Source organism: Alphaproteobacteria bacterium, from assembly GCA_030740435.1.
In the GTDB taxonomy this organism is placed as follows: Bacteria; Pseudomonadota; Alphaproteobacteria; order UBA2966; family UBA2966.
This window is the reverse complement of the sequence record JASLXG010000031.1, coordinates 13,379-38,863: the sequence shown is the minus strand read 5'-3', so window position 1 is coordinate 38,863 and position 25,485 is coordinate 13,379. Positions and strand designations below refer to the sequence as shown.

Genomic DNA, 25,485 nt, shown 5'->3' with positions numbered 1-25,485 from the left:
CGAACCTTAGCTTAGCTAATGTTAGCTAAGCTAAGACCAACTGGTTATCAAACCCGGAGCCGTCGGATGCGTACCGTAAATATGCACAAAGCCAAGTCCTGCCTCTCGGAGCTGGTCCGGGCCGCCGAAGCCGGCGAGGAGGTAATCGTCGCGCGCAACGGCAAACCGGCGGTTCGCCTGGTGCCGGTGGAGGAGAAACCACCTCGCCGGTTGGGGATCTGGGCGGCGCATCTCTCCGAACAACCCCCTGGGTGGGACGAGAAAATACCGCCGGAGGAGATCTTCGGCGACTTGATTAAGTGATGCGCCTGCTGCTCGACACGCATGCCGCGCTGTGGGCGCTGTTTGATCCCGCCCGGCTATCGACAGCAGCCAACGAGGCCATGGCGGAGAGCGCCAACAATATCTGGGTGAGCGTCGCAAGCGCCTGGGAGATCGCCATCAAGCAGGGATCGGGAAAGCTCGTCCTGCCTGCCCCATTGATCGAGGGAATGAACGGATCGAACTTCAGCTTCCTCGACATCACACCCGGGCATTGTGCGGCATACGCCGACCTGCCGTTCGACAAAAAGCACCGCGATCCCTTCGACCGCGTGCTGGCGGTTCAAGCGCGTATGGAGGACTGCCGCCTGGTCAGCAAGAACGCCAAGCTGGACCGCTACGGCGTCTCGCGGCTCTGGTAGCTGCCTTTACTTGCAGTCCAACGTCTCCCCGCGGTGGTAGGCGTCGAAGTGACGGGCGCCGGGGCCGCCGGCCAGGCAGTACCAGTGGCTGCCGCGGGCGGTGTCGCGGTGCACGTAGTAGCCCTCGAAGAAAAGGTGGCCGAGTTCGAGGCGAGCCTTGAGGTCGCCGGCCCGGGCCAGCGGCTCGAGCAGCGCCAGCCCCTTGGCGGCGTCGCGCTTGACGCCGCCGCCCTTCAAATAAAGCCGGGCCAGGGTGATGCTGGCGGTGGCATTGCCCTCGGCCGCCAGGCTTTCGAGCAGCGCCAGCCCCTCGGCCCGCCGGGCGGCATCCCCGCCCGGCCGCAGGTAGATCAGCGCCAGGGCCTGGATGGCCCGGGGCAGCTCGGCTGCCAGGGCCTGTTTGAGCAGCTCGAAGGCAAGCTCGGCGTCAGCCGCCACGCCGTGGCCGCGCTGGTGCCTGAGGCTGAGCTCGAGGAGCGCCGGGGGATGCCCCTGGGCGGCCGCCTTTTGCACCCACGCGAGCGCCGCCCCGGGATCGGCGGCGCCGCCCTCGCCGGCCGCCAAAAGCTCAGCCAGGCCAAACTGCGAAATCGCGTCGCCCAGCGCCGCGGCTTGGCTCAGCCACTGCCGGGTCCGGCCCCAATCCACCGGCGCCAGCCCCGAACGGTGCGCCACCCCCAGCAGGCGCAGCGCCGGCAAGTAATCCGCCCGGGCCGCCACCTCGAGGTCGGCCAGCCCCTGCGGCCGACCGGCCAGCAGCAGCGCCCGACCACGCCGGAAGCGGAGATCCCGATCGTCAGACTTGGCCGCCAGGGCCTCGGCGCAAGCCACCGCCAGGGCCCTGTAGTGCAGCCGCCCGAAAGCCCGCGAGGCGGCATCGAGAGCGGCCGGCGGCGCGGCCTGGGAATCGGCGCCCAGGCACCCCTGCGCCGGCCCGGCACGGGATTCGCCGCCGGCCAGCAACAGGGCGGCAACGAAAAACAAGGCAAGGCGGGTGGTATTCAGCATGGCGTTCACTGGGTGCCCTAGGGACAACCGCCGCCGATGTACTCGCGCCGCGCCCGGCGGCCCTGGAGGCCGGCCCGGCAGAGCCAGTCCCGCGCCGCCTCGCGGTCCGCTTCCGTGGGCTTGCCCTGATTGCCCGAGAAGACGCCCGACTGATGGTAGATACCGAGGTTGAGGGCGGCCCCCAGATGGCCCTCGCCGGCCGCCGCCTCGAGCAGCTCGCGGCCCTTGGCGGGATCGGCGGCAACGCCCTCGCCCAAGACATAAAGACTGGCCGCCAGGGTGCGGGCACGGTTGTCGCCGGCCGCCAGCGGCAGCGCCAGGTAGGCGAAAGCCCGGGCCGCATCCTTGGCCACGCCCTCGCCGGCCAGGTGGGCCTCGGCCAGGGCCAGGGCGGCTTCCGGACTGCCTTGGTCGGCCGCCGCCCGGTACCAGCGTAGCGCCGTGGCAAGATCGCGTTTCACCCCGCTGCCTTCCAAATAAAGCCGCCCAAAATGAACCTGGGAAGCAGTGTGCCCGGCCGCCGCCGCCTGGCCGATCAGGGCGCGCGAGCGTTTGCCATCGGCGGCACCCAGATAGTCCGAGCCGAGAATCAAGCCCAAAAGATGCTGGGCCGCGCGGTAGTCCTTGGCTGCCGCCTGTTCGAGGTGCCCAAGACCGGCCGGATCACGGGCAGCAGCCAGCAACCGGCCCAACTGATAATCCAAGCGAGCATTGCCGGGAGCACCGGCCAGGGCCTGGCGGCAAGCCGCGACGGCGGCACCGAAGTCGAGCTCAGCCGCCGCCACGCCCGGCGCCAGCCGATCGGGATCGCCAGGGGCGGCGGCCCACCGGTCGCAGTCGGTGACGGTTTCCGCCCGGGCCAAGCCGGGCGACAGCAGCGAGGCCGCCAGAAGAAAAAATAACCACGATTTCATGACGGCGGCATGCTGCCGTCATATGCCGCCGCTGCCAAGTCACAATTGGCTGAACTCGAAAGAAGAATCGGATCGCCCTCACGGTGCCTGCGATCCCAAACAGGGGTTACCTGATCTTCTTCTTAGCCTCGATTTCGACCAACTTCTCTTCGATGATGTCGGCAGCATCCTCGATGGCACCCTGCGCGTCGGTCTTGGTGATCCCTCCCGGTTCGTCATAGTCGGAAATCTCACGCAGAGTCCGAAGGTTGAACAGAAGGTCGGCGCACTGGTTCAAAGTGGCGTCATCCGACGCGTGAAGAAATTGAATGAGGTGCCGGTGCACGGAACGATTTCTATCAACAACAAAGCCCACAGTTCTCGCGTATCCGCGCATGGTGCGAAAGGCACCGTAGTAGCAGCGATTGATGACAGTGCGCCACTCGGCCTCCGTGTGCGCGTCCCTCATGAGGCGCCGCGCGATGGCGACAAAATTGGCGCCTATTCTCACGCCGCAACGCCATCCTGCTCCGTTATGGCTACCGGGTGAGGCAAGATCGCAGTCGAGAAATGTGAGAGACATATGCTCGGGTCGAGGCCCACCGACTTGTAGTAGGCGGAAAGGGCTAGCCGAATTTCGGTTTGAAGTTCTGTTCGCTTCGCCCGAGAACTCGGTACATATCGGATTACCGAAAGAGCCTCATCTCCCTTTTCGCGCAAACACCTCGCGATCTTGGAGCCACATTGATGCGACCGCATGATCTGGTTGACAATGTTCTGGTGAGGGGCGAAGTGATCTACAAGCTCAGCCACATTCAGAACTTCCAGGATCTCCGAGGCAGATGAATTACTTTCGTCGGAGGTCATTTCTGCAAGTTCGGCCATCCAATCAGCGTCTCCCTCAAGGGCGGCGCAGTGGGTGGCGGCACCGATCAAATAGGGCATGACACGACGTCCGGACGACTCGAAAAGCCGTCTAATGACCAAGTGTGCTTCGTCTAGGCGGAGCAAACCCGCGAGGGATCCAGCAAACATCGCAATATCGATGGGGTTCTGCTTTGGACAGAGACCCAACAACGACTCCGTCAGGGAATCGGCCTCCTCGCGTTCCCCAATCGCCATAAGCCCAATCTGAAGCGACATGCGGGTACTGAAGTCGTTTCCGAGCTTGCGGTCCAGCTTTCTCAGTTTCCAAACGATGTCCCTCAACGTGGCGAGATCGGACTCGTCGGCATTGATCATCTGATTGTGCAGAACGTTTTGTTCCGTCAAAGGCTCGGGAGTGTTCATTGATCGTCCCCGTTGGGCGCTTTCCCACTATTCACCATTTCAGCGCGCCCCGGTACGTTCCGTCACGACACAACCTCCATTATCCCCTGCCATCAAGTCAACCCCAGAGCACGGTCATGTCGGTGCGGTATCATAGAAATGAGAGACCGACTTTGGCGCAAAATTGTTTGAAATCGGGACTCGAGGAAGGTTTGGTTCCTAAAACGCTTTCGCCAATCCCGCCTGCCTCAGGATCTCGTTGGCCGTATGCCGCGACTTGATCTTTTGTGGGACGGCGAACCTCTTGCCGCTGTTCGGTTCGTGCCAGAACTCGTGGCTGCCCTTGCCGCGCCCCCTGCCGACCGCAGAACATCCGGCGTCGCGCAACATCTTCCTGAGTTTGGGGGCGAAATCCGCCATGCGTTAGCGGAGGGAGATACGCTCCTGCCAGGTCGCCAGCAGTTCGATGGGAACGCCCGGCACGGCGCCCTCCTCCCAGACATCGTTTGCCTCCAACAACTCGGGAACCAGCACGCGGAGGATTTCGATCAGTTCCTCCCGGCTTTCAGCTTCGGTGACCAGCCCCGGCACGTCGTCGCTGGTGGCCACCCAGACTTTAGCCTCGTCATCCCACTTGGCGAGCACATGAACGCGCATGCTTGATCTCCTGCACCGCAGGTTTCATCCCAAAATTTAGCGAACAAGGTGTTGCTAGATCACAAATATGGCACCGCCAAGGTTGCGGAACAAGACTTCACCAGGTTTCGGCCGCCTTCCTCCAGGGCCAAAACCCGGCCAATCTTGAAACGCAAAATAGTGCTTGCACCGGCTGAAATATGCATTATAATACCTTTTGCGAATCGTTATTAATCTAATACCCGTCGAGGCCCGCCATGATCGACTTCCGCACCGAGCCCAGCCGCTACCGCCACTGGCGGCTTAGCGTCGAAGGCCCCGTCGCCACCCTGGCCTGGGACGTGGACGAAGCGGGCGGCCTGGCGCCGGGCTATGAGCTAAAACTCAATTCCTACGACTTGGGCGTCGACATCGAGCTCTACGACGCCGTTCAGCGCCTGCGCTTCGAGCACCCCGAAGTGGGCGCCGTGGTCATCACCTCGGGCAAGGAGCGGGTGTTTTCGGCCGGTGCCAACATCCGCATGCTGGCGAGCTCGAGCCACGGCCATAAGGTCAACTTCTGCAAGTTCACCAACGAGACCCGGCTGAGTATCGAGGACGCTACGGAAAATTCGGGCCAGACATACCTTACCGCCATCAACGGCCCTTGTGCCGGCGGCGGCTACGAGCTCGCCTTGGCCACCGACTACATCATCATGGCCGACGACGGCAATACCAACGTGGCGCTACCGGAAGTGCCTCTGCTGGCGGTGCTGCCGGGCACCGGCGGCCTGACCCGGCTGGTCGACAAGCGCCGGGTGCGGCGCGACCGGGCGGATTTCTTCTGCACCGTCGAGGAGGGTCTGAAGGGCGCCCGTGCCGTCGACTGGCGGCTGGTCGACGAGGTCGTGCCGACCTCGCGGATGGCCGCACGGGTGGCGGAACTGGGAGCCGAACTTGCGGCCCGCAGCGACCGCCCGGCCGAGGCCGCCGGGGTTGAGCTGAAGCCGCTGGAGCGGCGTATCGACGGCGACCGTTTGGAATATTCGACCGTTGCCGTGGCCATCGACCGGGCCGCCGGCATGGCCACCATCGTGGTCCGTGGGCCCGAACAGGCGTCACCCACCGAGGCCGCCGCCATGCTCGCCCAGGGCGCCGGTTTCTGGCCGCTGGCGCTGGCCCGCGAACTCGACGATGCCATGCTGCACCTGCGCTTCAACGAGCCCGAGATCGGCACCTGGGTGCTGCGCACGGAAGGCCAGGCTGAACTCGTGGCGGCGGCCGACACCGCCCTGGCGGCCCAGGCCGACAACTGGTTCGTGCGCGAGGTGACGCTTTACCTCAAACGCACATTGAAACGCCTCGATCTCAGCTCGCGCTCGCTGATCGCGCTGATCGAGCCCGGCAGCTGCTTCGTCGGCACACTCCTGGAACTCGTCCTGGCGGCCGACCGCAGTTACATGCTGGAAGGCCGGGTGGAGGGCGACAACCGGCCGCCGGCGGCGCTCGGGCTGACCGAGCTCAACTTCGAAAGCTACCCCATGGGACACGGCTTGAGCCGCCTGGAGGCGCGTTTCCTCGATGATCCGCAGCACCTCGAGACGCTACGGAGCGCCATCGGCCGCGACCTGGAGGCCGAGGAGGCCGACCAGCTCGGGCTCGTCACTTTCATCCCCGACGACATCGACTGGGAAGACGAGGTTCGCCTGGCCTTGGAGGAACGCTCCAGCTTCTCGCCCGACGCCCTGGTGGGCCTGGAAGCCAATCTGCGCTTTGGCGGTCCGGAAACCATGGAAACCAAGATATTCGCCCGCCTCACGGCCTGGCAGAACTGGATCTTCCAGCGCCCCAACGCGGTGGGTGCCGAGGGTGCCCTGCAACGCTACGGCAGCGGCGATCGCGCCAAATTCGACAAGGGAAGGATCTGAACCATGGCCATCGACTACAACCAACAAATTCCCAACAACGTCTCGCTGGCCGACAACCGGCGCCTGCTGCGTGCCCTCGAAGCCTGGCAACCCAAGTTTCGAGACTGGTGGGCCGAGATGGGCCCCGAGGGCTACCAGGCCAGCGAGGTATACTTACGCACCGCGGTGGCCGTCGACGCCAAGGGCTGGGCGCACTTCGACTACGTCAAGATGCCCGATTATCGCTGGGGCATCTTCCTGGCCGAGCCCGAAGAAGGCCGCCAGGTCAACTTCGGCCAGCACAAGGGCGAGCCGGCCTGGCAGGAAGTGCCCGGCGAATATCGCAGCACGCTCCGGCGCATCATCGTCACCCAGGGCGACACCGAACCGGCCTCGGTCGAGCAGCAGCGCCTGCTCAGCCAAAGCTGTCCCTCGCTTTACGACATGCGCAACCTCTTCCAGGTCAACGTCGAGGAAGGCCGCCACCTGTGGGCCATGGTTTACCTGCTGGACGCGCACTTCGGCCGCGACGGCCGCGAAGAAGCCGAGGCCTTGCTGGAACGCCGTTCGGGCGATGCCGACAAGCCGCGAATCCTTGGTGCCTTCAACGAGCCGACGCCGGACTGGCTGGCGTTCTATATGTTCACCTATTTCACCGACCGCGACGGCAAGTACCAGCTCGCCTCGTTGGCCGAATCGGGCTTCGATCCGCTGTCGCGCTCATGCCGCTTCATGCTGACGGAAGAAGCGCGCCACATGTTCGTCGGCGAATCCGGCGTCGGCCGCGTGGTGCAGCGGGCCTGCGAAATGATGCAAGAGCACGACACGGCCGATCTCAGGCCGCAGGGCGGCATCTCGCTCGATCTCATCCAGCGTTACATCAATTTTCACTTTTCGGTCTCGCTCGATCTCTTCGGCTCGGAAGTTTCCACCAACGCCGCCAATTACTTCTCCGGCGGCCTCAAGGGCCGCTTCGGCGAGGCCAAGCTCGATGACGACCACGTGTTGCGCCAGGCCCAATACCCGGTGCTGGAAGCCGACGGCAGCGGCTTTCGCAGCGTCGAGCACCCCGCCCTCAACGCCGTCAACGAGCGGCTCCGCGACAACTACGCCGAGGACTGCCAGCGCGGCCTCGAGCGCTGGAACAAGACCATCGCCGATCATGGCATCGATTTCGAATTGCGCCTCCCCCACCGCGCCTTTCACCGCCGCATCGGCAGCTTCGAAGCCCTCCATGTGACACCCCAGGGCGCCATCCTTCCGGCCGCCGAATGGCAGGCCGGGCGCGACCAGTGGCTGCCCAGCGCCGCCGACCGGGCCTACGTCGCCTCGCTCATGGCCCCGGTGGTCGAGCGCGGCCGCATGGCCAACTGGATTGCGCCACCGGCTCGCGGTATAAACCGCCAGCCGATCGATTTCGAATACGTCAAGCTGAACTGACCGCCAAGACGGTCGCGGCGGAGAGAAACCCGTGAACGATCTAACATTGAAGGTCGAGAAGATCGTCGAGGCGACCCCGGCCATCAAGGTTTTCGACCTGGTGGCGGCGGACGGCGCAACGCTGCCCCCGTTCACGGCCGGGGCCCACGTCGACGTAGCCGTCACCCTGCCCGACGGCAGCCGTGACAAACGCTCCTATTCGCTGGTCAATTCGCCGGCCGAGGCGGGGCGTTATCGGCTGGGTATCCTGAGGGATGCGAACAGCACCGGCGGCTCGGCCTTCATGCACGAGGGCATCCGCGAGGGCGATGAGCTCGCGGTCTCGGAGCCCAAGAACCATTTTCCGCTGAGCGAAAGCGGCGGGCCCAGCTTGCTTATCGCCGGCGGCATCGGCATCACGCCGATCCTCAGCATGGCCCGCGTATTGGCGCTGCAGGAGCGAGAATTCGAGCTCCACTACGTCACCCGCTCGCCGGCCGACATGGCCTTTCGCGCCGACATCGAGGCGCTGCTCGGAGCTCGCGCGCACCTTGCCTTCGACGGCGGCGACCCGGCCCAGGGCATCGATCTCGAAGGCCTGCTGGAAAAGCGTCCCGAGGGCTGCCAGCTTTACGTCTGCGGCCCCGCCGGCCTGATCGGGGCGGTACGCGAGAAGGCCCACGAATGGGGCTGGCCCGAGGCCGCAGTCCATTACGAGCTCTTCAAGGCCGGCCAATCCAAGCCCGAAGATGTAGCCATCGAAGTCACCCTGGCCAAGTCCGGCATCAGCTACACGGTGCCAGCGGGCGAGAGCATCCTCGAGGTGCTGCTCGAGGCCAAGGTCGAGGCCGACTTCGACTGCAAGATGGGCATCTGCGGCCTCTGCGCCACCAAGGTGCTGAAAGGCGAGCCCGACCACCGCGACCACACGCTGAGCGCCGACGAACAGGCCGAAGGCCAGATGTGCATCTGCATTTCGCGGGCCAAAACCCCGGAGCTTACGCTCGATCTTTAGGCCTTGCCGGCAATCATGAAACTGTAGTCGCCCACGGTACTGCCATAGCCGGCCGCGATGGTCTCGAAACGCCCGTTGTCGAGGTCGGCGCGCAATCGCGCCAGGCCGTCTTCGACCTCGGCCGCGTCGGCCAGATTGGCGAAGGTCGAGATGCCACGGCGCACGGCGGTGTCGAAATAGAGCTCGGGCCGGTGCTTGCCGGCATACATGAAGAGATCGACGAGATCGGGCTTGACCTGCCAGGGCAGCACCCTGGGCGGCCCGAATCCGGCCGCCGCCAGGGCCTGGGCGATCTCGGTCTCTAACGGCACCAGCAGGGCGGCACGTTCGAGGGCGACGGGGAAATAGGCGTTCAGCCAATAACTGCGCACCTGTTCGGGAAAGCCGGTGAAGATCACCAGCCGGGCGGCGGGGGCCAGCACCCGGCCGACCTCGGCCAGGGCCGCCCTCAGATCGGCGAAGTGGTGCACGGCGTGAACGCAGATGGCGCCGCTGAAAGCGGCCTCGGCAAAGGGCAGCCGGGCGGCGTCGGCCAGCACCCGGGGCTCGGCCCCCTTGAGCCGGGCCTGCGCCAGCATTTGCGGCGAGCGGTCGAGGCCGATCATGCGGCGGCCCCGGGCGGCCAGGGCGGAGGTGTAGTTGCCGGTGCCGCAGGCGAGGTCGAGGACGGCGCCGGGGGCCGGCCCAAGATGATCGTGCAACTCGCCTGCCAAACCCGGATCGGCCCGGCGCGTGCCGTCGTAGCCGACGCCGATGCGGTCGTAGAGCGCGCCCCCGGATCCCGGCCTTATTTGGCCGTCATCAGGGTCCACTCGACGATCCGCTTGAGCACCTTGCCGAGCGCCTTGTCGAAAGCCCTGACCACGGCATCCATGCTGGCGTCCTCGGCTTCGATCAGCCTCTCGAAGGTGCGCGACGCAATGATTTTGCGCTTGGGCATCTTGATGACCTTGGAGTTGATCCTGACCCGCACCTTGGGCTTGGCGCCGCCCAGTTCGGCCTGGAACTCGCGCAGCTCGCTTTTCAGGTTGAAGTCGGACCTGAGAGTCACGGCCTGGCGGCCGACGGCGACGATCTTGTTGGTGTTTTCGAAGGATTCGACCAGCAGTGTCTGGACCATGCGCGGCGCCGCTTCGGTCCAGCGCGCGCCGGCGTAGTATTGGATGCGCATGTCCTGGCGCGTCAGCGCGATGCGCTGGGTGGCCAGCACGCCCGAGGCCTGCGGCTCCTCGACCACCAATTGCCAGTTGATCACGGGGATCTTGTCGCTGAAGGTGCTCTTGGGCGAGAGCATGTAGTAATCGGCCGGTGGCCCGCTGCCCGGCACCAGGCCGGTGCAGCCGGCCAGGGCACTCAGCAGCAGCACCGCCATGAGGCCCGTGATCGATGTTCTGCCTGTCATCGCGCCTGTGCCTCCTATTTGGCCTTGTAGCCATGCTGCGAATCGCCGAACAGGAATTGCGCCGGGTCGCTTTCGATGCGCGATGTGAGCCGCGAGAAGTTCGTCACCATCAGGCGCATCTCGGTGATCATGCGGGTGAATTCGTATAGGCCCTCGCCCATGAAGCCGGTGATGGTCTCGCTGTTGTCCTGCAACAGCGAATCAAGCTCAGTGCCGACCTGCGCGAAGGAATGCGCCGTGGCCCGGGCATCGGCCAGGAACAGCTTGATATCCTGGTCCAACACCTGGTCGACACCGGACATGGTGCCCCGCGCCACCGCCATGGTGGTGTCGGCGCCCTCGACCAGGATGTCGATCTGCTCGGTCAGACCCTCGAGCACGCTGTTGGCCCGGGCCGCCGCCTGGCGCACCTCGAGGCTGGTTCTTTCGACGTCGTCGATAATGCTCTCGATCTTGGCCGAGCGGTCGGCGAAGGAGGCGCTGAGGATCTGCAGGTTCTCCAGGATGTCGCCGACGGCCACGCGGTTCTCCGGGCTGAAGATCTTGGTGGCCTCGCCGACCAGCAGGATGACGCGGTTGATGAGTTCGGGCGCGCCGGCGAACAACTCCTCGAACTGCGACGGCCGCGAGGCGATGATGGGCAGGGCCTCACCCTTTTTGCGCTTCAGTTTGGGGCTCTTGGGATCGCCGCCCGAGAGCTGCACGTAGGAAACGCCGGTGATGCCCTGAAGCTCCAGCGTGGCTTCCGAATCCTCCCTGACCGGCGTGTTGGCCGCCACCTCGATGCGCACCCGTACCCGGTTGGGGTTCTGGGGATCGATGACGATCTCCTTGACGCTGCCCACCGGGATGCCCTTGTAGCGCACCTCGCCGGCCTTGTTCAGGCCCGACACCGAGCCCTCGAAATAGATGTGGTAGTAGGAGAATTCGCGATCGATCTCGATCTTGGCCAGCCAGATCACGAAACCGAAGATGCCGGCCACGACGAGCAGCACGAAGGCCCCGATCAGCATATGGTTGGCGCGGGTTTCCATGCCTCCCCCTCAGCCTAGTTTCCGCCCTGTGCGGCCCGGGCCCGAGGGCCGTGGAAATATTCGTGGATCCAGGGATGGTCGTTGACCAGCATTTCCGACATGGGCCCGCAAACCATAACACGCTTCTCGGCCAGCACGGCAATGCGGTCGCAGATGGCGTGCAGTGAATCGAGGTCGTGGGTGACCATGAAAACGGTCAGCCCCAGCGCCGCCCGCAGCCGGGCAATCAGCTCGTCGAAGGCGGCGGCGCCGATGGGGTCGAGGCCGGCCGTGGGCTCGTCGAGAAAGACGATGGCGGGATCGAGCGCCAGCGCCCGGGCCAGCCCGGCCCGCTTGCGCATGCCGCCGGAAAGCTCGGAGGGATACTTGTCGGCAGCCTCGGGCGGCAGGCCGACGAGACCGATCTTGAGGTCGGTGATCTCGCACATCAGCCGCATATCCAGATCGGTGTGTTCCTTGAGCGGCACCAGGATGTTCTGAAAGACGGTCAGCGAGCTGAACAGCGCGCCGTCCTGAAACAGCACGCCCCAGCGTTCCTCGATGCGGCGGCGCTGGGCCGCCGTGGACCGGGTCAGATTTTGCTCCAGCACCTCGATTTCGCCCGCCGCCGGCCGGTTGAGGCCGATGATGGTGCGCAGCAGCACCGACTTGCCGGTGCCCGAACCGCCGACCACGCCCAGCACCTCGCCGCGGCGCACGTCGAGATCGAGATCGTCGTGGATGACCTGGCTGCCGAACTGGGTGCGCAGGCCGCGCACTCGGATGGCGATGTCATGAGCATGAGCGTCGGCGTCGGTCATCGCTTCAGACCCCGATGTAGGCGAAGAAGATGGAAAAGACGGCATCGACGACCATCACCAGGAAGATCCCCTCGACCACCGATCGTGTCGTGCGCCAGCCCACGCTTTCGGCCGAGCCCGAGACCTGGAAACCTTCGTAACAGCCGATCATGGCAATCAAAAAGGCAAAGACCGGCGCCTTGATGATGCCGATGGCGAAGGTCCACAGACTGACCGAGGCGCTGAGGCGTTCGAGGAACATGCTGGGCGTTATGTCGAGCACCACCCAGGCCATCAGGCCGCCGCCCAACAATCCCATCAGGTCGGAGAGGAAAGCCAGCAAGGGCAGCGAAATGACCAAGGCCAGCAAGCGCGGCAGCACCAAGAGCTCCATCGGGTCGAGGCCCATGGTCTGCATGGCGTCGATCTCCTCGTGCACGCGCATGGAGCCGATCTGGGCCGTAAAGGCGCTGCCCGAGCGGCCGGCCACGACGATGGCGGTGAGCAGGATACCGACCTCGCGCAGGATCGAGACGGCGATCAGGTCGACGACGAAGACCTCGGCCCCGAAACGCTGCAACTGGGTCGCCCCCTGGTAGGCCAGCACCACACCGATGAGGAACGAGATCAGCCCGACGATGGGCAGCGCATTCAGCCCGGCGTATTCCATGTGGTAGATCAGCGGCTTGAGGCGCAGCCTGCGGGGCTGCACCAGGACGGTCCCGATGGTGGCGAAAATGAGCCCGAAAAAGCCCAGCAGGTCGATGGTTTCGCGGGCTACTTCGGCGGTGTTGGCGCCCAGCTTGCTGAGCATGTGGACGATGGCATTGACCCGGGGCGGCGCCGGCAAGGGCGGCCGGTCGTTGGCCTCGACCTGGGCCAGCATGTCGGCCACCACCGGCGCCAGGGCGGCCAGATCGAGGCCGCCGTCACTGCCGCGCCAGCGCTTGATGGCGCTGTAGAGCACCCAGGCGCCTGCCGTGTCGATGGCCTCGATGGCACCGGCATCGAGCTGCAGCGGCCGGCCGGGGTCGGCAGCCAAGCGGCCGAGCTCCTGCTTGAGGCGGCCGGCGCTGGCGATGTCCCAGCGCCCACCGGCCGCAACCACGGTCCGTCCCTGGCGCTCCTCGACCTGCAGCCAGCCGGCGGCCCGGCTGTCGCCGGCGAATGTGGCGCCGTCACTCATGACCATGAATCAAGCCTCGCCAAGGGCTTGCTCTACCGCCGTCACTTGATCTTCGACCGAGATATCCAGCACCGAGGTGATGTCGAGCTGGCGATCTTCGAGGACGTCGCTCTCGGGGTGGCCGTCGCGCCAGCGCTTGATGGTGGCATCGCGCTCGATCACCAACTCGGCGATTTGGGGCTGGAAGAGGCGGATCATGCCGCTGACCCAGCGGTTGACCGGCCACGAAGGCGCGGCGTGGTCGATGACGAAAAGGTCGAGCATGGCGACGACGTCGTCGGCCCGGTACCAGCACTCGCCGGTAACCCAGCGGTTGGTGGTGAAAAGCCGGATGGGAAAGCCGTAGCCGTCCATCGAGATGGCGATCAGGTGGCTCAGTGCATCCTTGCCGCGGGGCCACTTCTCCTTGCTTTTGTTGGCCATGGGGCGGCTGCCCTTGGGCATGCCGGGCTGGCGTAGGAAGGTGTGAAAGTGGCCGTGCTCCTCGGCCCGGTGGGCGTGGTAGTAGTGCTGGCTGTGGCTCTCGGGATCGAAGATGTCACCGTCCGGGTAGTGGTTCCATTCGTAGAAAGTGCCACCCTCCCTGAGCACCTCGCCGACGATGTTGAGGCCGCCGCGCTCCAACACGCGGTAGCATTCCAGGATATCCCGGCCAGCCGCCAGCATTGAGCGCAGGCGCCCGCCGGAAAGCTCGTTCAGGACCACCATACCTCGGCCTCCCTGTCCATCCCGCAATAACCAGTTCGCCCGAGTGTAGGTTAACCCCGGCCGTCGAGGCTAATCATGGCATGCGGTTTCTCGGCAAGATCAATCATACTGCCCGGCAGCCAATTACAAATCATCGCCCTCTTCCGTTGCCAAGTAAGGCGAGTTGTGTAATATGGCTTCTCGTTAATGGAGGAGTGCCAGCCGACCCAAACCTTTTGGGCTGGAAACAGCGGTGCCAGGCCATCCGGCAAGGAACATCGCGGGGGGCATTCAAGTCAACGAGGGAGAGGCAATATGAAGATGAAGTCGCTATTGAAGACCGTTGCCGTTGCCGGCCTCGCAGGCACGTTTGCGCTTGCCCTGGCCAGCACCGCCGACGCGCAAGGCAAGCGGGTCAAATGGAAAATGCAGAGCACCTTCGGCTCGAAGCTGACGGTGATCGGCGAGTCCGGCCCGTGGTTCTCAAACAACATCAAGCGCATCTCCGGCGGCTCGCTGGAGATCAAGTTCTTCGAGCCTGGCGCCCTGGTGCCGTCGCTCGAGGGCTTCGACGCCGTCAAGGCCGGCGCCGTCGACGCGGTCTGGGGCACGGCCGGCTATCACGTTGGCAAAATTCCCGCCCTGGCTTGGTACACGGCGGTGCCGTTCGGCCCCGGCCCCGGCGAGATGCTGGCTTGGCTCTACGAGGCCGGCGCTGACGATATCTACGACCGTATTTACGCCCAGCATGGCCTCAAGGCCTTCCATTGCGGCATCATTCCTCCGGAAGCCTCGGGCTGGTTCCGCAAGGAAATCAAAAGTGCTGCCGACCTTCGTGGTCTGAAGATGCGCTTCTTCGGCCTGGGTGCCCAGGTTATGCAAAAGCTGGGCGTGAGCACGCAATTGCTGGCGGCCGCCGACATCTATCCGGCGCTCGAGCGCGGTGTCATCGACGCCACCGAATTCTCGTCGCCCTCGATCGATCTCAACCTCGGATTCTATCAAATCGCCAAGCACTACTACTTCCCGGGTTGGCATCAGCAATCCTCGGTGCTCGAGTTGCTGATGAACAAGGCCAAATTCGAGGGCCTTTCCAAACAGCATCAGGCGATGATCGAGATCACCTGCGGCAACAGCGTCAAGGACATCCTGGCCCGCGGCGAGTTCCTGCAGGCCGGTGCGCTCAAGGCCCTGAAGGCCAAGGGTGTCACCATCCATCGCTGGTCGCCCGAGTTCCTGGCCACCGTCAAGAAGGCCTGGGAAGCGGTGCAAGCGGAGCAGGCGGCCAAGGATCCGCTGTTCAAGGAGATCCTCGCCCATATCTCGGCCTTCCGCGCCGAGTACGCGGTCTGGAAGGATCACGGCTACTTGCAGTAAACGCACTAAACTCTGCGGTCGGATAATCATCCTTCCGCTTTCTTGAGACTGGGCTGGAGTTTGCCATGGCAAACTCCAGCCTATGTCTGTGATCCATAAGCTTCGGGAGCCCGGCATGCAGGAGCCGATTTCCACAACCGAACAGCCCGAGGGCAAGTCGCTTCTCGTTCTTTTGATCCCCATGGTCGTGATGGTCACGGTGGTCGTGCTGTTGGTCTTCATGGGCAAGGACGACGAGGCGCCGCTGCTCTACGTGTTGCAGGACTTCCTGCCCGTCTTCATGTTCGGCACCCTGGGTATCCTGCTCTTTTCCGGCTATCCGGTAGCCTTCATCCTGGGCGGCCTGGCCTTTCTCTACGGCATGGTTGGCTACGCGCTGGACGTCTTTGCCCTGGCCCAATACTTCGCCTTCCTGCCCCGCATCTGGGGTCAGGCGGCCGAGAACCTGGTGCTGGTGGCGGTGCCCACCTTCGTCTTCATGGGCGTGATGATGGAGCGCTCGGGCGTCGCCAACGACATGCTTTATTCCTGCCAGGTGCTGCTGCGCCGGGTACCGGGCGCGCTGGCCCTGGCCGTTACCATCATGGGCACCATCCTGGCCGCCATGACCGGCATCATCGGCGCCTCGGTAACCATGATGACGGCGCTGGCGCTACCCACCATGTTGAAGCAAAAATACAGTCAGCAACTGGCCACAGGCGTGATCTGCGCCTCGGGCACGCTGGGTATTTTGATCCCGCCCAGCATCATGCTGATCATCATGGCCGACCTGATGTCGGTCTCGGTCGGCACCGTGTTCATGTCGGCGCTGGGCCCGGGCCTCTTTCTGGCCGCCCTCTATCTCGCCTATATCGTCATCGCCGCAAGCATCAGGCCCAGTATCGCGCCGCCGCTGCCGAAGGAGCTCTTGTACGTGCCGCGGGGTGAGATGGCGCCGCTGCTGTTGAAGAGTTTTCTGCCGCCGGTCTTTCTGATTGGTCTGATCAAGGGCTCGATCCTGATGGGTTGGGCGACGCCCAGCGAGGCCGGCGCGGTGGGCGCCTTCGGTGCCGTGATATTGGCCGTGGCCAATCGGCGCTGCAGCTGGGAAATCCTCAGGGGTGTGAGCCACACCTCGGCGCTCACCATCGGCATGATCTTCTTCATCGTCGTCAGCGCCACCTGCTTCGCCTACGTCTTCCGGGCGCTGGGCGGTGACGACATCGTCGAGCACTTGATCCTGCAGGCCGGCCTGGGCGCCTGGGGCCTCCTCATCCTGATCATGGGCATCGTCTTCATACTCGGCTTCTTCCTCGACTGGATCGAGATCACGCTGATCATCCTGCCGGTCTTCGCACCGCTGGTGGTGGGTCTCGATTTCGGCACCCACGTCTCGCAGGAAGGCATGATTTTCTGGTTCCTGATCCTGGTGGCGGTGAATCTCCAGACCTCGTTCCTGACGCCGCCTTTCGGCTTCGCGCTCTTTTACCTCAAGGGCATCGCCCCGGAAGAGGTCAAGATCGCCAACATCTACAAGGGCATCATCCCCTTCGTGACCCTGCAACTGGTAGCCCTGATCGGCGTCCTGACACTGCCCAAGGTCGCGCTTTGGCTGCCCCGCGTCGTCTATGGTGGATTGTAATTCCGGTCGCCAGCAGAAGGTGAGCTCTATGCCCGTTGAAAAAATGATCCGCCTCAGCGCCGGCCTCAGCCGTTTCGTCGATTTCGTCGGCCGCTGGGGGGCACTGTTCATCCTGCCGCTGGTCTTCTTCACCATCTGGGACGTGCTGTTTCGCAAGATCGGCAAGATGCAGGTCTGGCTCATGGAGGCCTTTGGGCCGGTCGGCTTCCTCTTCGATTCGACCATCATCCAGGAGCTCGAGTGGCACTTCCACACGGCGCTTTTCGCCCTGGTGCTGGGCTATGGCTACGTCAACAACCGCCACGTCCGCGTCGATCTGCTGCGCGAAAAACTGACCTTCCTCAACCAGGCCTTGGTCGAGTTCATCGGCTGCACCTTCTTCTTGGTTCCCTACACCCTATTGGTGGTCTACTTCGCCGGCATCTATGCCTACGAGGCCTTCATCACCAACGAGATCTCGGCCTCGCTGGTCGGCCTGCCGATGCGCTGGATCATCAAGTCGGTGCTGCTGTTCGGCTTGGTCATGGCCGCCGTGGCCGCCTTTGCGGTGTGGCTCGAAACGGTGCTGGTGATCTTTGGGCCGCGCGATCTGCGCTTCCACCTGATGACGCTGGAATGGCCGGAGGACCAGGCCAAGCGAGCCGAAAAGGCGAGAAAGGCGCAGGAGGAAGCTGCCGTCGAGGCCTGACTTTGCGACAGCGCTGGGCGGCGTCGCGATGACGTCGAACTGGTACACCTTTATCCGGAAGTACGTCTGGAACGACGACAAAACGCCCTATCTGATCAAGGTCGCCAAGCTCAACCGCCGCCAGGCCAAGAGCGAGCTTTTCATCTACACCTGGTTCCTGGCCTCGCTGTTTGGCATCTGGACGCTGGTGGCCATAGCCAAGCTCGATCCGGCCGGCGACCTGATAGCCACGGCGCTGACCTTCTACTGTCTGTCGATGTTTCTGACGGCGCTATTCCTAGGCCTGACCAAGAACCCCTATGCTGCGTTCTACGCCGTCAGTGCGCCGCCCATGGCCTGCTTGATCCTGGCCAGCGATGCCCTGGCCACCCAACTCGGCACGCTCGACAAATGGGTGGTGGCCGCGGTCTGCCTGCTCTGGCTGCGCTACACCTTCCGCGTCACGGCCATCATCCGGGCCTTCGACACCATGCCCGAGGGTCCGCCCGACGACAAACCCAAGCGGTTTTAGTTTTTGCTAGGGCCCCTCGCCGGGCGGGCGCATCCGCGCCCTTGGCCTCCGCCCCCCGGTAGCATCACTGCACCGCCCATTTCACGCGATATCAACGATCGAGTTCGGGGCCCCGTTTTCCCGGCCATTTGCCTTCGGCGGCGCTTCGTTCGATCTCTTGGATGTGGCGCACGTCGTAGCTTTTGACCTTGAGGTCGAGGGCCCGGTCGCGGGCCCAGGCATCGCTGCTGCCCAGCGCCCGGACGAAAAAGTAATGCCCGGCAAAGGCCGCCAACCAGAGCATCGTCAACCAGAACGAGGACCAGCCCCCCGGCAGGAAGAAGTCGATCACCCAGACCGGCACCAGCACCAGCGAGAACGCATAGGCATGGCGCACCAGCCAGATCCTGGATCGGTCGTGCGTATCATCGCTCATCGGCCGCAGCCTCTCAAGGCTCGGTGTCGGGGAATTTCCAAGGCTACCACCTATTCCCGCACCAAACGAAATCCGATGAGGATGTGTTTGAGGCCGGCGGGGCGGGCGTGGCGCGCCGCCGGCCGGCAAACGCCGCAGCCCTTGTCGTCCCACGAGCCGCCCTTGACGATGAATTTCTTTGGACCGCTGGCGGTCGCCGTCCACTCGAAAACCTGGCCGGCGCCATCGAGCAGGCCGAAGGGACTGGCACCGCGGAGAAAACTGCCTACCGCCACGGTGTCGAAGGGGCCGCGGTCGGCGCTATTGAGGCGCGTGGGATCGAAATGGTTGCCCCAGGGAAAGCGCGCGCCGTCGCTGCCCCGGGCCGCCTTCAGCCATTGCTTCTCGCTGGGCAGGCGCCAGTTGCGGCCGGTGGTGCGGCCCAGCCAGGCGGCATAGGCCAGGGCATCGAAGTGCGAGACCAGAACCACCGGGTGCCGCTCGCGTCCCGGCGGCGGCCGGCGCTGGCGCCAGGCGTGGCGGCGGCTGCGGCTGAAGGGATGGATAAGGCCGTAGGAGGCCCAAGTGCCGGCGTCGACCTCGGGTGCGGCGTGTTCGGTGGCGGCGATGAAATCGGCGTACTGGGCGTTGGTGATGAGGTTGCGCGTGATGGTGAAGGCGGCGGTGGTGGCCAGCCGGCGTTCGCCTTCGGCCTCGTACCAGCCGCGCCGGCGGGTAATGGAATGGCCGTAGGCGGCTTCGTCCAGGCGGTAGGCGCTCTCGCGCTCGGCCCGGTCGGAGCCGATGATAAAGGGGCCGCCGGGGATGGCGATGACCTCGGGTAGCGGGGCCGTCCTGCCGACAGGAGCCAGCGCCATGGCGGCAGCCACCAGGGCGGCCGCCAGGCCGCGGCGTGAAACCCCGCTCGTCATGGCCAACTCCCCTGCTGCCTCCGCCAGTCATGGTCGGGCGCCGGAGCGCAGCCTGTCAACTCACGCACACGTGAATAGGCGTGAATCGGCAAGGGCCGATGGCCGACATAAGTTAGGGCCAGGCAATTCAAGTTGGAAACATTCAAAACGGGAAGGGCGCCTTGCCATGAAATCCATTCACAACCGGCTGCTAACGACGACGGTCATCCCCATCATGCTGGGTATCGGTACGGTGGCAACCACGGCCGTGGTGGCGCCGATGGCGTCGCGGGCGGCCTGCGCGGCGAAGAACCCCTGCGCCGGAAAAAACCCTTGCGCCGCGAAAAATCCCTGCGCGGCCAAGAATCCCTGTAATCCCTGTAATCTCTGTAATCCCTGTGCCGCCAAGGCTTGCAATCCCTGTAATCCTTGTGCCGCCAAAAGCGCCGCCTGCGTGGTACCGCGTTTGATGAAGGTGGCGGCCAAGAACCCCTGCGCCGCCAAAGGCTGCAATCCGTGTGCTGCCAAGAACCCCTGCGCCACTCAGGCCTGCAACCCCTGCGCCGCCGCCGAGGTTCCCGAACTGACCCAGGCCGAGGCCGTGGCGGCCTACGATTGCGCCCGCCAGGCGCTCAGGGCGGCCTACGCCAAGTCGGGCCTGAGCTATGTCGGCGATTATGCCGATTGGAGCCGTTTTTCGCTGCGGCCCTACGTCTCGGACACCCACGGCGGGCGCTACGTCAACAACTTCGGCAACGCCCTGGCCCAAGGTTACGGCAAATACGAAAAGGCCGGCCCGCTGCCGGTCGGCGCCATGCTGGCCAAGGACAGTTTCGTCGCCAACGCCAGCGGCCGAGTGGTTGCCGGGCCGCTCTTTACCATGGAAAAGATGGCGGCCGGCTTCAACAAGCCGAGCGGCAACTGGCGCTATTCCATGGTCCTGCCCAACGGCAGCGTCTTCGGCACCACGGGCGGCAAGAATTCGGGCACGGTCGCTTTCTGCATCGAGTGCCACGCCTCGGTGGAGGACCAGGACCATCTCTTCTTCCTGCCCGAGGAGCACCGCCTGTAGGCGGCAGAGCCTTCGTTCCCTGGGGGAGACCCGCCCTTCCCTCCAGTGGACCGGCGGTGGCGGCAACCGCAAGGAAGCCGCCACCGCCGGGCTTATTTCGGCCGCAAAGTCCGCTTACATTTCGCCACCGCCTGTGCTACACACGCCGCTCGGTCGCGAGGGGGTGGCGACTATGGTGTGAACCCGCGGACAGCGGTAGATAGGAGAGCTTTCAATGACCACGAACAAGCTGATTGGCATCGGCGCGGCCTGCCTTATTGCGCTTTCCAGCACCTCGGCACTGGCGGCCGGCGACGCGGCCAAGGGCAAGAAGGTGTTCAACAAGTGCAAGGCCTGCCACACCGTCAAAAAGGGCGGCAAGCACAAGGTCGGCCCCAATTTGCACGGCGTTTTCGGGCGCAAGGCGGGCACCGCCGCCGGCTACAAGAAGTTTTCCAAGGCTATCAAGGCGTCGGGCATCGTCTGGGACGACGCCATCATGGACAAATACATCAAAAAGCCCAAAGCCGTGATCAAGAAGGGCAAGATGACCTTCCCCGGCCTCAAAAAGACCAAACAGCGGGCAGACGTCATCGCCTACCTCAAAAAGGCAACCAAGTAGACACGCCGCAGAACCTCTCGGCAGCGAACAGCCACCGCCGGATCGGCGGTGGCTTTTTCTGTGCTGTCTCGGGTCAGTCTCGAACCACCAATACCGAGCTTTCGGCCTGGCGCACGACTTGGGCGGCGTTGGGTCCCAGCAGGTAGTCCTGCAAGCCCGGTTTGGAGGACGAAATGACGATGAGATCGGCCCCCACCAGCTTGGCGGCCACCACGATCTCCTTGTGGACCGAACCCTGCTCGACCACCAGCCGCACGTTGCCCAGGTCGTCCAGGTTCTCGCCGACCAGGGCTTCCAGCCTGGCCTTGGCTTCGGCCAGCGCCTTTTTCTCGAAGTCGGCGGGGAAGTGCTGGGCGACGATGCTCATGCCGAAATCGGGCACCACGGTGAGCACATGCAGATTGGCCGCGAAGTTGCGCCGCAGCTCGTCGGCTACCGGCAGTGCCTTGTGCCAGGTCGCCTCGTCGTTGATGTCGAGCGCCAGCAGTATGTCCTTGTACATGACGTCCCCTCCGGTTAGGCCGCGGCGCCGGCATCGCCGCCCTGGCGCCGCCGCCGCTGCAGCACGAACACCGCCCCAAAGAGCAGCAGCGCCGGCAGGTACATGAGCTGCCTGGGCGGACGATCGGCCTTGCGCTCGACGCTGGCGATCTGCCAATCGAAATCGATCTTCTGGCGCTCGGCGGAGCTACCGAAGACGACGTTGTCGACGATCATCTTGCCCTCCTCCTGGCGCAGTTCGAGGCCGGCTCCGGCCAGGCGGGCGGCGCCGTCGGCGCCGGCGTCGATCTGCAGCATCACGGTCTTGTCCACGGCGTCGCCGTCGAGGTTCTCGCCGGTCACCCGGATGCGAATGTGGCCGCCCGGCGGCACCGCCTCGACGATCTTGTAGATGCCCTTGGCCGGCGCCGATTCCAGCGCCGGATAGACCATGTCCCACCAAAAGCCGGGCCGGAACAGGGTGAAGGCGACCAGCAGCAGGGCGGCAATCTCCCACAACCGGCACTTGACCAGAAAAAAACCCTGGGTGGCCGCCGCGAAAGTCAGCATGGCCCCCACCGCCACGACGATAGTCAGCACCAGATGGAAAGCGTTTTCGATGCCGATCATCAGAAGTTCGGTGTTGAAGATGAAGAGGAACGGCAAAATCGCCGTGCGGATGGCCGCCGGGGCATTGGTCGAGCTGACGAAGGTGGCGCCGACGCCGAAGGTCTTGGTGTCGTTGGCGTTGCCGCGATACATGCCGCCCGGAACCACGGCGTGGCGGTAGTAGTCGTTGTCGTTGACCAGCTTTTCGATGGCCGGCCCCGAGACCTCGACGATGACGCTGTCACAGGTCGTGGTGGCCTCCTTGATCGAGCCGCTGGGATGACCCACGGTGAACACCATGGCGTCGATCTTGTTGTCGCAAAGCGCCTGCGACTGTTCCGCCGACTTGAGCTCGGAAGCCAGGGCAAAGGACTTTTTGGTCCAGCCCAGGGCCGCCATCACCACTTCCATGGTGCCGCGTTGGCCGGATCCGGGATTGCCGATGTTGACCCGCTTGCCCTTGAGGTCGTTGAAGGTCTTGATGCCGGCATCGGCCCGGGCCACCACGGTGAAGGGCTCGGGATGCACGGAAAAGACCGCCCGCAGGCCCTTGAACGGCCCCTTCGCCTTGAATCTGCTGGTGCCGTTGTAGGCGTGGTACTACCAGTCCGACTGCGCCACGCCCATGTCGAGCTCGCCGGCCCGGATGGTGTTGAGGTTGTAGACCGAGCCGCCGGTGCTCTCGACCGAGCAGCGGATGCCGTGCTCTTTGCGTTTCTTGTTGACCAGGCGGCAGATGGCGCCGCCGGTAGGATAGTAGACGCCGGTGACACCGCCGGTGCCGATGGTGATGAAGTTGCCCTGGGCGGCGACGGGGCCGGACGCCAGGGCGCCGAGACCGAGCGCCGCGGCGAACGCCACGGCACCGGTTGTGAGAGCCAATTTCTTCATAACGTGCAGTCCTCCATTTGCTGATGGTCGGGGTTGAAACGTTCGCTTTCTGCGGCTGTCGCGTTGTGGCCGCTGGAGATCGCCGCGAAACCGATGTGGTCGTGGGCCAGGACCGTCGCGGCGGTCGGTCTGCGGCCAAACATGTGGGGTATTTTCATCAGGCTGCCCTCCCTGTAGCGCCGATGTCGACCAAGCAGGCGTCGACGGCAACTCCCAGGCGTTCGACGATATCGTCGATCTCGGCCGCCTGGATGATATAGGGCGGGGCCAGCAGCACGTGATCGCCGGCCTCGCCGGTCGCCGAGCCGGCGGCCGGATAGCAGATCAGGCCACCCGCCATGGCCTCGGCCTTGATGCGGGCGTGCAGTTTGTCGGCCACATCGAAGGGCCGCTTGGTCTCGCGGTCGGCGACCAACTCTATGGCCCGAAAGAGGCCGCGGCCGCGAATGTCGCCGACATGGGGGTGGTTGCCGAAACGCTCGTATAGCGCCGCCTCGAGACGCTCGCCCTGGGCCACCACGTTGGCCAGCAGATCGCGCTCGACGATGGCGCGTTGCACGGCCAGGGCGGCGGCACAGGCCACGGGGTGGCCGATGTAGGTGTGGCCGTGCTGCAGGGCGCCCGAGCCCTGGCGCAAGGCGTCGTATATGTGCCGGCTGGCGATCACCGCGCCGATCGGCTGGTAGCCCGCCCCCAGTCCCTTGGCGACGCACACCAGGTCGGGCACCACGCCCTCTTGCTCGCAGGCAAAGAGGGTTCCCGTGCGGCCCATGCCGCACATCACCTCGTCGAGGATCAGCAGCACGCCGTAGCGCTCGCAGACCTCGCGGATGCGACGGAAATAGCCGGCCACCGGCGGCACCGCGCCAAGCGCCGAGCCGACCACCGTCTCGGCCACGAAGGCGGTGACGCTGTCGGGCCCCAGGCTTTGGATGGCGGCCTCCAGCTCGTCGGCCAGGCGCCGGCCGTATTGTTCCTCGCTTTCATCCGGGTCCTGGCCACGGTAGGCGTAGCAAGGCGAGATGTGGGTGGTTTCGATCAGCAAGGGCGCATAGATGGCACGCCGCGCCGGGTGGCCGCCGACGGCCAGGGCGCCGAGCGTATTGCCGTGATAGCTCTGGCGCCTGGCGATGAAGTGGCGGCGCTGGGGCTGGCCCTGTTCGACGAAGTACTGGCGGGCGAGCTTGAGCGCCGCCTCGATGGCCTCGGAACCGCCGCTGATGAAAAACACCTGCTCCAGCCCCGTCGGCGCGGCTTGGGCCAAATGCTCGGCCAGTTCCTCGGCCACCCGGGTGGTGAAGAACGAGGTGTGGGCGAAGGCCAGGCTTTCGACCTGCTCGACGATGGCCCGGCGCACTTGCGCGTCGGAATGGCCCAGCGCCGAGACCGCGGCCCCGGCCGAGGCGTCGAGGTAGCGCTTGCCACTCTCGTCGATCAGGTAGACTCCATCGCCGGCCACCGCCACCGGCAGCTCGGCATCGAGTTGGCGTTGCAGGATGTGGCCCATCAGCGGCTCCGCCGCCCGGCCGCCTGGCGCTCGGGCCGCTGCTGGTAGGTGCCGAAGCCGTCGAGCTGGGCCTCGGTCTGGGTCAGCGTCGCGATGGCCTGATCACCGCCCCGCGCCAGCAGAAAAGCGACGATAGCCTCGGCCAGTGCCATGGCTGCCACCAGCGAGCGAAAGAACGAGGGGCTGGCGTTGGCCACCACCAGGGTCTCCGCCGCAACTTCGGCCAGGGGCGACAGCGGGCTGTCGGTGATGGCCACCACGGTGGCGCCGAGCGCCGCCGCGTGGCGGGCGGTGCGCACCGTCTCGCGGGTGTAGGGGTCGAAGCTGATGGCCAGTAGCATATCGTCGGGCCCCAGTTCGCGAAGCTCGTCGGCCAGGGTTCCGGCAAAGCCGCCCAGCAGGGTGACGCCGGGGTGGAACATGCGGCAGGCATAGTGGATGTAGAAGGCCACGGGCAGGCACTTGCGCATGCCCACGACGTAGATGTGGCCGGCCGCCTCCATGGTGGCCGCCAGCCTGGCCAGGCGTTGGGGCGAGCAATCGGCGAAGGTGCCGGCAATATTGTCGTTGCCGGCCACGATCAGTTCGCGATAGAGCTCGCCCAACTCTCCGCCGCCCCGGGCCTGCAGGTTGCGCGCCCGTTCGGCATAGCGTTCCGGGCGCCGGCGCAGCGTCTCGCGGAAGGGCTCGCGCAGCGCCACGTATCCTTTGAAGCCCAGTTCCTTGGCCAGCCTGACCAGGGCCGAGGGGTGGACGTCGGCCCGTTTGGCCACGGCGCGCATGGAATTGAGGGCGACCTCGTCGGGGCTGTCGAGAACATATCGGGCGGCGCGCTTGAGCTGCGGCGAGAGGCGCGGAAACTCGGCTTGGATACGCTCGGTCACGTGGACCAACTCAACCATTCCTATGCCCCCCGGGCAGCATCT

At 64.9% G+C, this 25,485-nt stretch carries 31 protein-coding genes and 1 pseudogene; 11 read left to right on the top strand and 21 right to left on the bottom strand.

Going from position 1 to position 25,485, the window contains the following annotated elements:
• Positions 1 to 66 precede the first annotated feature (66 nt).
• Together QGG75_03610 and QGG75_03605 are read left to right on the top strand one after the other, a co-directional pair.
• Positions 67 to 303 carry a type II toxin-antitoxin system prevent-host-death family antitoxin gene (locus QGG75_03610; GenBank protein MDP6066328.1) on the top strand — a complete coding sequence of 79 codons (237 nt, stop codon included), beginning with the start codon at positions 67 to 69 and terminating at the stop codon, positions 301 to 303.
• Positions 303 to 683: a type II toxin-antitoxin system VapC family toxin gene (locus tag QGG75_03605; GenBank protein ID MDP6066327.1), complete on the top strand. Its 381-nt coding sequence runs from the start codon at positions 303 to 305 to the stop codon at positions 681 to 683. The genes QGG75_03610 and QGG75_03605 overlap by 1 nt, the downstream gene beginning before the upstream one ends.
• Before the next feature lie 6 nt (positions 684 to 689).
• Here QGG75_03605 and QGG75_03600 read toward each other — a convergent pair whose 3' ends face one another.
• The 6 genes from QGG75_03600 to QGG75_03575 form a co-directional block, all read right to left on the bottom strand.
• On the bottom strand, positions 690 to 1,691 hold the full coding sequence (locus QGG75_03600; GenBank protein ID MDP6066326.1) for a tetratricopeptide repeat protein: 1,002 nt from the start codon (positions 1,689 to 1,691) through the stop codon (positions 690 to 692).
• A gap of 17 nt (positions 1,692 to 1,708) precedes the next feature.
• Complete coding sequence (locus tag QGG75_03595) at positions 1,709 to 2,605, bottom strand: tetratricopeptide repeat protein (GenBank protein MDP6066325.1); 897 nt, start codon at positions 2,603 to 2,605, stop codon at positions 1,709 to 1,711.
• A 106-nt stretch (positions 2,606 to 2,711) separates the two neighbouring features.
• On the bottom strand, positions 2,712 to 3,095 hold the full coding sequence (locus QGG75_03590) for a HEPN domain-containing protein (protein ID MDP6066324.1): 384 nt from the start codon (positions 3,093 to 3,095) through the stop codon (positions 2,712 to 2,714).
• Entirely contained in the window at positions 3,092 to 3,874 is a 783-nt protein-coding gene (locus QGG75_03585; GenBank protein MDP6066323.1) for a hypothetical protein, read from the bottom strand. The genes QGG75_03590 and QGG75_03585 overlap by 4 nt, the downstream gene beginning before the upstream one ends.
• A gap of 198 nt (positions 3,875 to 4,072) precedes the next feature.
• Positions 4,073 to 4,273: a type II toxin-antitoxin system HicA family toxin gene (locus tag QGG75_03580; GenBank protein MDP6066322.1), complete on the bottom strand. Its 201-nt coding sequence runs from the start codon at positions 4,271 to 4,273 to the stop codon at positions 4,073 to 4,075.
• 3 nt (positions 4,274 to 4,276) lie between these two features.
• Positions 4,277 to 4,510, bottom strand: coding sequence for a DUF1902 domain-containing protein (locus tag QGG75_03575; protein MDP6066321.1), 234 nt, complete (start codon positions 4,508 to 4,510; stop codon positions 4,277 to 4,279).
• A gap of 236 nt (positions 4,511 to 4,746) precedes the next feature.
• Here QGG75_03575 and boxC point away from each other — a divergent pair, with 236 nt between their 5' ends.
• The 3 genes from boxC to QGG75_03560 are packed head-to-tail and all read left to right on the top strand — an operon-like array spanning position 4,747 to position 8,809.
• Positions 4,747 to 6,396: a 2,3-epoxybenzoyl-CoA dihydrolase gene (boxC, locus tag QGG75_03570; GenBank protein ID MDP6066320.1), complete on the top strand. Its 1,650-nt coding sequence runs from the start codon at positions 4,747 to 4,749 to the stop codon at positions 6,394 to 6,396.
• A 3-nt stretch (positions 6,397 to 6,399) separates the two neighbouring features.
• Positions 6,400 to 7,815: a benzoyl-CoA 2,3-epoxidase subunit BoxB gene (gene boxB / locus QGG75_03565; protein MDP6066319.1), complete on the top strand. Its 1,416-nt coding sequence runs from the start codon at positions 6,400 to 6,402 to the stop codon at positions 7,813 to 7,815.
• A gap of 31 nt (positions 7,816 to 7,846) precedes the next feature.
• Positions 7,847 to 8,809 carry a PDR/VanB family oxidoreductase gene (locus tag QGG75_03560; GenBank protein ID MDP6066318.1) on the top strand — a complete coding sequence of 321 codons (963 nt, stop codon included), beginning with the start codon at positions 7,847 to 7,849 and terminating at the stop codon, positions 8,807 to 8,809.
• Here QGG75_03560 and QGG75_03555 read toward each other — a convergent pair.
• Genes QGG75_03555 through QGG75_03530 form a run of 6 tightly spaced genes read right to left on the bottom strand, consistent with a single transcriptional unit; the run spans position 8,806 to position 13,918 of the window.
• A complete protein-coding gene (locus tag QGG75_03555; GenBank protein MDP6066317.1) occupies positions 8,806 to 9,621 on the bottom strand; it encodes a class I SAM-dependent methyltransferase in 816 nt (271 codons plus the stop codon). The genes QGG75_03560 and QGG75_03555 overlap by 4 nt on opposite strands.
• The gene (locus tag QGG75_03550) at positions 9,597 to 10,211 is read right to left on the bottom strand and encodes an ABC-type transport auxiliary lipoprotein family protein (protein MDP6066316.1); all 615 of its coding nucleotides are present in this window, start codon (positions 10,209 to 10,211) and stop codon (positions 9,597 to 9,599) included. The genes QGG75_03555 and QGG75_03550 overlap by 25 nt, the downstream gene beginning before the upstream one ends.
• 14 nt (positions 10,212 to 10,225) lie before the next feature.
• Entirely contained in the window at positions 10,226 to 11,245 is a 1,020-nt protein-coding gene (locus QGG75_03545) for an MlaD family protein (GenBank protein ID MDP6066315.1), read from the bottom strand.
• A 14-nt stretch (positions 11,246 to 11,259) separates the two neighbouring features.
• Complete coding sequence (locus tag QGG75_03540) at positions 11,260 to 12,045, bottom strand: ABC transporter ATP-binding protein (GenBank protein ID MDP6066314.1); 786 nt, start codon at positions 12,043 to 12,045, stop codon at positions 11,260 to 11,262.
• 4 nt (positions 12,046 to 12,049) lie between these two features.
• Positions 12,050 to 13,216 carry an MlaE family lipid ABC transporter permease subunit gene (locus QGG75_03535; protein ID MDP6066313.1) on the bottom strand — a complete coding sequence of 389 codons (1,167 nt, stop codon included), beginning with the start codon at positions 13,214 to 13,216 and terminating at the stop codon, positions 12,050 to 12,052.
• Between the two features lie 3 nt (positions 13,217 to 13,219).
• Positions 13,220 to 13,918 (bottom strand): hypothetical protein, encoded by a 699-nt coding sequence (locus tag QGG75_03530; protein MDP6066312.1) that lies wholly within the window; start codon positions 13,916 to 13,918, stop codon positions 13,220 to 13,222.
• 294 nt (positions 13,919 to 14,212) lie between these two features.
• Here QGG75_03530 and QGG75_03525 point away from each other — a divergent pair, with 294 nt between their 5' ends.
• From QGG75_03525 to QGG75_03510, 4 genes are all read left to right on the top strand, one after another.
• Complete coding sequence (locus QGG75_03525) at positions 14,213 to 15,274, top strand: TRAP transporter substrate-binding protein (protein ID MDP6066311.1); 1,062 nt, start codon at positions 14,213 to 14,215, stop codon at positions 15,272 to 15,274.
• A 190-nt stretch (positions 15,275 to 15,464) separates the two neighbouring features.
• A complete protein-coding gene (locus QGG75_03520) occupies positions 15,465 to 16,895 on the top strand; it encodes a TRAP transporter large permease subunit (GenBank protein MDP6066310.1) in 1,431 nt (476 codons plus the stop codon).
• A gap of 28 nt (positions 16,896 to 16,923) precedes the next feature.
• A complete protein-coding gene (locus QGG75_03515; protein MDP6066309.1) occupies positions 16,924 to 17,583 on the top strand; it encodes a TRAP transporter small permease subunit in 660 nt (219 codons plus the stop codon).
• 28 nt (positions 17,584 to 17,611) lie between these two features.
• The gene (locus QGG75_03510; protein ID MDP6066308.1) at positions 17,612 to 18,094 is read left to right on the top strand and encodes a hypothetical protein; all 483 of its coding nucleotides are present in this window, start codon (positions 17,612 to 17,614) and stop codon (positions 18,092 to 18,094) included.
• Between the two features lie 91 nt (positions 18,095 to 18,185).
• Here the strand turns inward: QGG75_03510 and QGG75_03505 are convergent, their stop codons facing one another.
• The 3 genes from QGG75_03505 to QGG75_03495 form a co-directional block, all read right to left on the bottom strand.
• A complete protein-coding gene (locus tag QGG75_03505; protein MDP6066307.1) occupies positions 18,186 to 18,509 on the bottom strand; it encodes a hypothetical protein in 324 nt (107 codons plus the stop codon).
• A gap of 50 nt (positions 18,510 to 18,559) precedes the next feature.
• Positions 18,560 to 19,420: an SUMF1/EgtB/PvdO family nonheme iron enzyme gene (locus QGG75_03500; GenBank protein ID MDP6066306.1), complete on the bottom strand. Its 861-nt coding sequence runs from the start codon at positions 19,418 to 19,420 to the stop codon at positions 18,560 to 18,562.
• 177 nt (positions 19,421 to 19,597) lie between these two features.
• Positions 19,598 to 19,885, bottom strand: a complete 288-nt coding sequence (locus tag QGG75_03495) for a hypothetical protein (protein MDP6066305.1) — start codon at positions 19,883 to 19,885, stop codon at positions 19,598 to 19,600.
• On the opposite strand from QGG75_03495, the gene QGG75_03490 reads away from it, so the two are divergent.
• Positions 19,869 to 20,471 carry a cytochrome P460 family protein gene (locus QGG75_03490; protein ID MDP6066304.1) on the top strand — a complete coding sequence of 201 codons (603 nt, stop codon included), beginning with the start codon at positions 19,869 to 19,871 and terminating at the stop codon, positions 20,469 to 20,471. The genes QGG75_03495 and QGG75_03490 overlap by 17 nt on opposite strands.
• A gap of 214 nt (positions 20,472 to 20,685) precedes the next feature.
• Positions 20,686 to 21,072, top strand: a complete 387-nt coding sequence (locus tag QGG75_03485) for a cytochrome c family protein (GenBank protein ID MDP6066303.1) — start codon at positions 20,686 to 20,688, stop codon at positions 21,070 to 21,072.
• 73 nt (positions 21,073 to 21,145) lie between these two features.
• On the opposite strand, the gene QGG75_03480 is transcribed toward QGG75_03485, so the two are convergent.
• From QGG75_03480 to QGG75_03455, 6 genes and pseudogenes are all read right to left on the bottom strand, one after another.
• The gene (locus QGG75_03480; protein MDP6066302.1) at positions 21,146 to 21,574 is read right to left on the bottom strand and encodes a universal stress protein; all 429 of its coding nucleotides are present in this window, start codon (positions 21,572 to 21,574) and stop codon (positions 21,146 to 21,148) included.
• A 14-nt stretch (positions 21,575 to 21,588) separates the two neighbouring features.
• Positions 21,589 to 22,182, bottom strand: a complete 594-nt coding sequence (locus QGG75_03475; protein MDP6066301.1) for a DUF3394 domain-containing protein — start codon at positions 22,180 to 22,182, stop codon at positions 21,589 to 21,591.
• A 66-nt stretch (positions 22,183 to 22,248) separates the two neighbouring features.
• Positions 22,249 to 23,052: pseudogene (locus QGG75_03470) on the bottom strand (TAXI family TRAP transporter solute-binding subunit).
• Entirely contained in the window at positions 23,049 to 23,210 is a 162-nt protein-coding gene (locus QGG75_03465; GenBank protein ID MDP6066300.1) for a hypothetical protein, read from the bottom strand. Before QGG75_03465 ends, QGG75_03470 begins: the two are co-directional and overlap by 4 nt.
• Positions 23,210 to 24,559 (bottom strand): aspartate aminotransferase family protein, encoded by a 1,350-nt coding sequence (locus tag QGG75_03460; protein MDP6066299.1) that lies wholly within the window; start codon positions 24,557 to 24,559, stop codon positions 23,210 to 23,212. The genes QGG75_03465 and QGG75_03460 overlap by 1 nt, the downstream gene beginning before the upstream one ends.
• Positions 24,559 to 25,461: a MurR/RpiR family transcriptional regulator gene (locus QGG75_03455; GenBank protein ID MDP6066298.1), complete on the bottom strand. Its 903-nt coding sequence runs from the start codon at positions 25,459 to 25,461 to the stop codon at positions 24,559 to 24,561. Before QGG75_03455 ends, QGG75_03460 begins: the two co-directional genes overlap by 1 nt.
• Positions 25,462 to 25,485: the final 24 nt, after the last annotated feature.

Coding starts and splice junctions, on each gene's coding strand:
- QGG75_03505 (MDP6066307.1), bottom strand. CDS start 18,509: ATGAGCGATGATACGCACGACCGATCCAGGATCTGGCTGGTGCGCCAT.
- QGG75_03475 (MDP6066301.1), bottom strand. CDS start 22,182: ATGATCGGCATCGAAAACGCTTTCCATCTGGTGCTGACTATCGTCGTG.
- QGG75_03500 (MDP6066306.1), bottom strand. CDS start 19,420: ATGACGAGCGGGGTTTCACGCCGCGGCCTGGCGGCCGCCCTGGTGGCT.
- QGG75_03595 (MDP6066325.1), bottom strand. CDS start 2,605: ATGAAATCGTGGTTATTTTTTCTTCTGGCGGCCTCGCTGCTGTCGCCC.
- QGG75_03515 (MDP6066309.1), top strand. CDS start 16,924: ATGCCCGTTGAAAAAATGATCCGCCTCAGCGCCGGCCTCAGCCGTTTC.
- boxC (MDP6066320.1), top strand. CDS start 4,747: ATGATCGACTTCCGCACCGAGCCCAGCCGCTACCGCCACTGGCGGCTT.
- QGG75_03465 (MDP6066300.1), bottom strand. CDS start 23,210: ATGAAAATACCCCACATGTTTGGCCGCAGACCGACCGCCGCGACGGTC.
- QGG75_03535 (MDP6066313.1), bottom strand. CDS start 13,216: ATGGTCATGAGTGACGGCGCCACATTCGCCGGCGACAGCCGGGCCGCC.
- QGG75_03575 (MDP6066321.1), bottom strand. CDS start 4,510: ATGCGCGTTCATGTGCTCGCCAAGTGGGATGACGAGGCTAAAGTCTGG.
- boxB (MDP6066319.1), top strand. CDS start 6,400: ATGGCCATCGACTACAACCAACAAATTCCCAACAACGTCTCGCTGGCC.
- QGG75_03530 (MDP6066312.1), bottom strand. CDS start 13,918: ATGGTGGTCCTGAACGAGCTTTCCGGCGGGCGCCTGCGCTCAATGCTG.
- QGG75_03460 (MDP6066299.1), bottom strand. CDS start 24,559: ATGGGCCACATCCTGCAACGCCAACTCGATGCCGAGCTGCCGGTGGCG.
- QGG75_03605 (MDP6066327.1), top strand. CDS start 303: ATGCGCCTGCTGCTCGACACGCATGCCGCGCTGTGGGCGCTGTTTGAT.
- QGG75_03580 (MDP6066322.1), bottom strand. CDS start 4,273: ATGGCGGATTTCGCCCCCAAACTCAGGAAGATGTTGCGCGACGCCGGA.
- QGG75_03525 (MDP6066311.1), top strand. CDS start 14,213: ATGAAGATGAAGTCGCTATTGAAGACCGTTGCCGTTGCCGGCCTCGCA.
- QGG75_03520 (MDP6066310.1), top strand. CDS start 15,465: ATGGTCACGGTGGTCGTGCTGTTGGTCTTCATGGGCAAGGACGACGAG.
- QGG75_03600 (MDP6066326.1), bottom strand. CDS start 1,691: ATGCTGAATACCACCCGCCTTGCCTTGTTTTTCGTTGCCGCCCTGTTG.
- QGG75_03540 (MDP6066314.1), bottom strand. CDS start 12,045: ATGACCGACGCCGACGCTCATGCTCATGACATCGCCATCCGAGTGCGC.
- QGG75_03510 (MDP6066308.1), top strand. CDS start 17,612: ATGACGTCGAACTGGTACACCTTTATCCGGAAGTACGTCTGGAACGAC.
- QGG75_03480 (MDP6066302.1), bottom strand. CDS start 21,574: ATGTACAAGGACATACTGCTGGCGCTCGACATCAACGACGAGGCGACC.
- QGG75_03545 (MDP6066315.1), bottom strand. CDS start 11,245: ATGGAAACCCGCGCCAACCATATGCTGATCGGGGCCTTCGTGCTGCTC.
- QGG75_03550 (MDP6066316.1), bottom strand. CDS start 10,211: ATGACAGGCAGAACATCGATCACGGGCCTCATGGCGGTGCTGCTGCTG.
- QGG75_03455 (MDP6066298.1), bottom strand. CDS start 25,461: ATGGTTGAGTTGGTCCACGTGACCGAGCGTATCCAAGCCGAGTTTCCG.
- QGG75_03485 (MDP6066303.1), top strand. CDS start 20,686: ATGACCACGAACAAGCTGATTGGCATCGGCGCGGCCTGCCTTATTGCG.
- QGG75_03585 (MDP6066323.1), bottom strand. CDS start 3,874: ATGAACACTCCCGAGCCTTTGACGGAACAAAACGTTCTGCACAATCAG.
- QGG75_03610 (MDP6066328.1), top strand. CDS start 67: ATGCGTACCGTAAATATGCACAAAGCCAAGTCCTGCCTCTCGGAGCTG.
- QGG75_03490 (MDP6066304.1), top strand. CDS start 19,869: ATGAAGGTGGCGGCCAAGAACCCCTGCGCCGCCAAAGGCTGCAATCCG.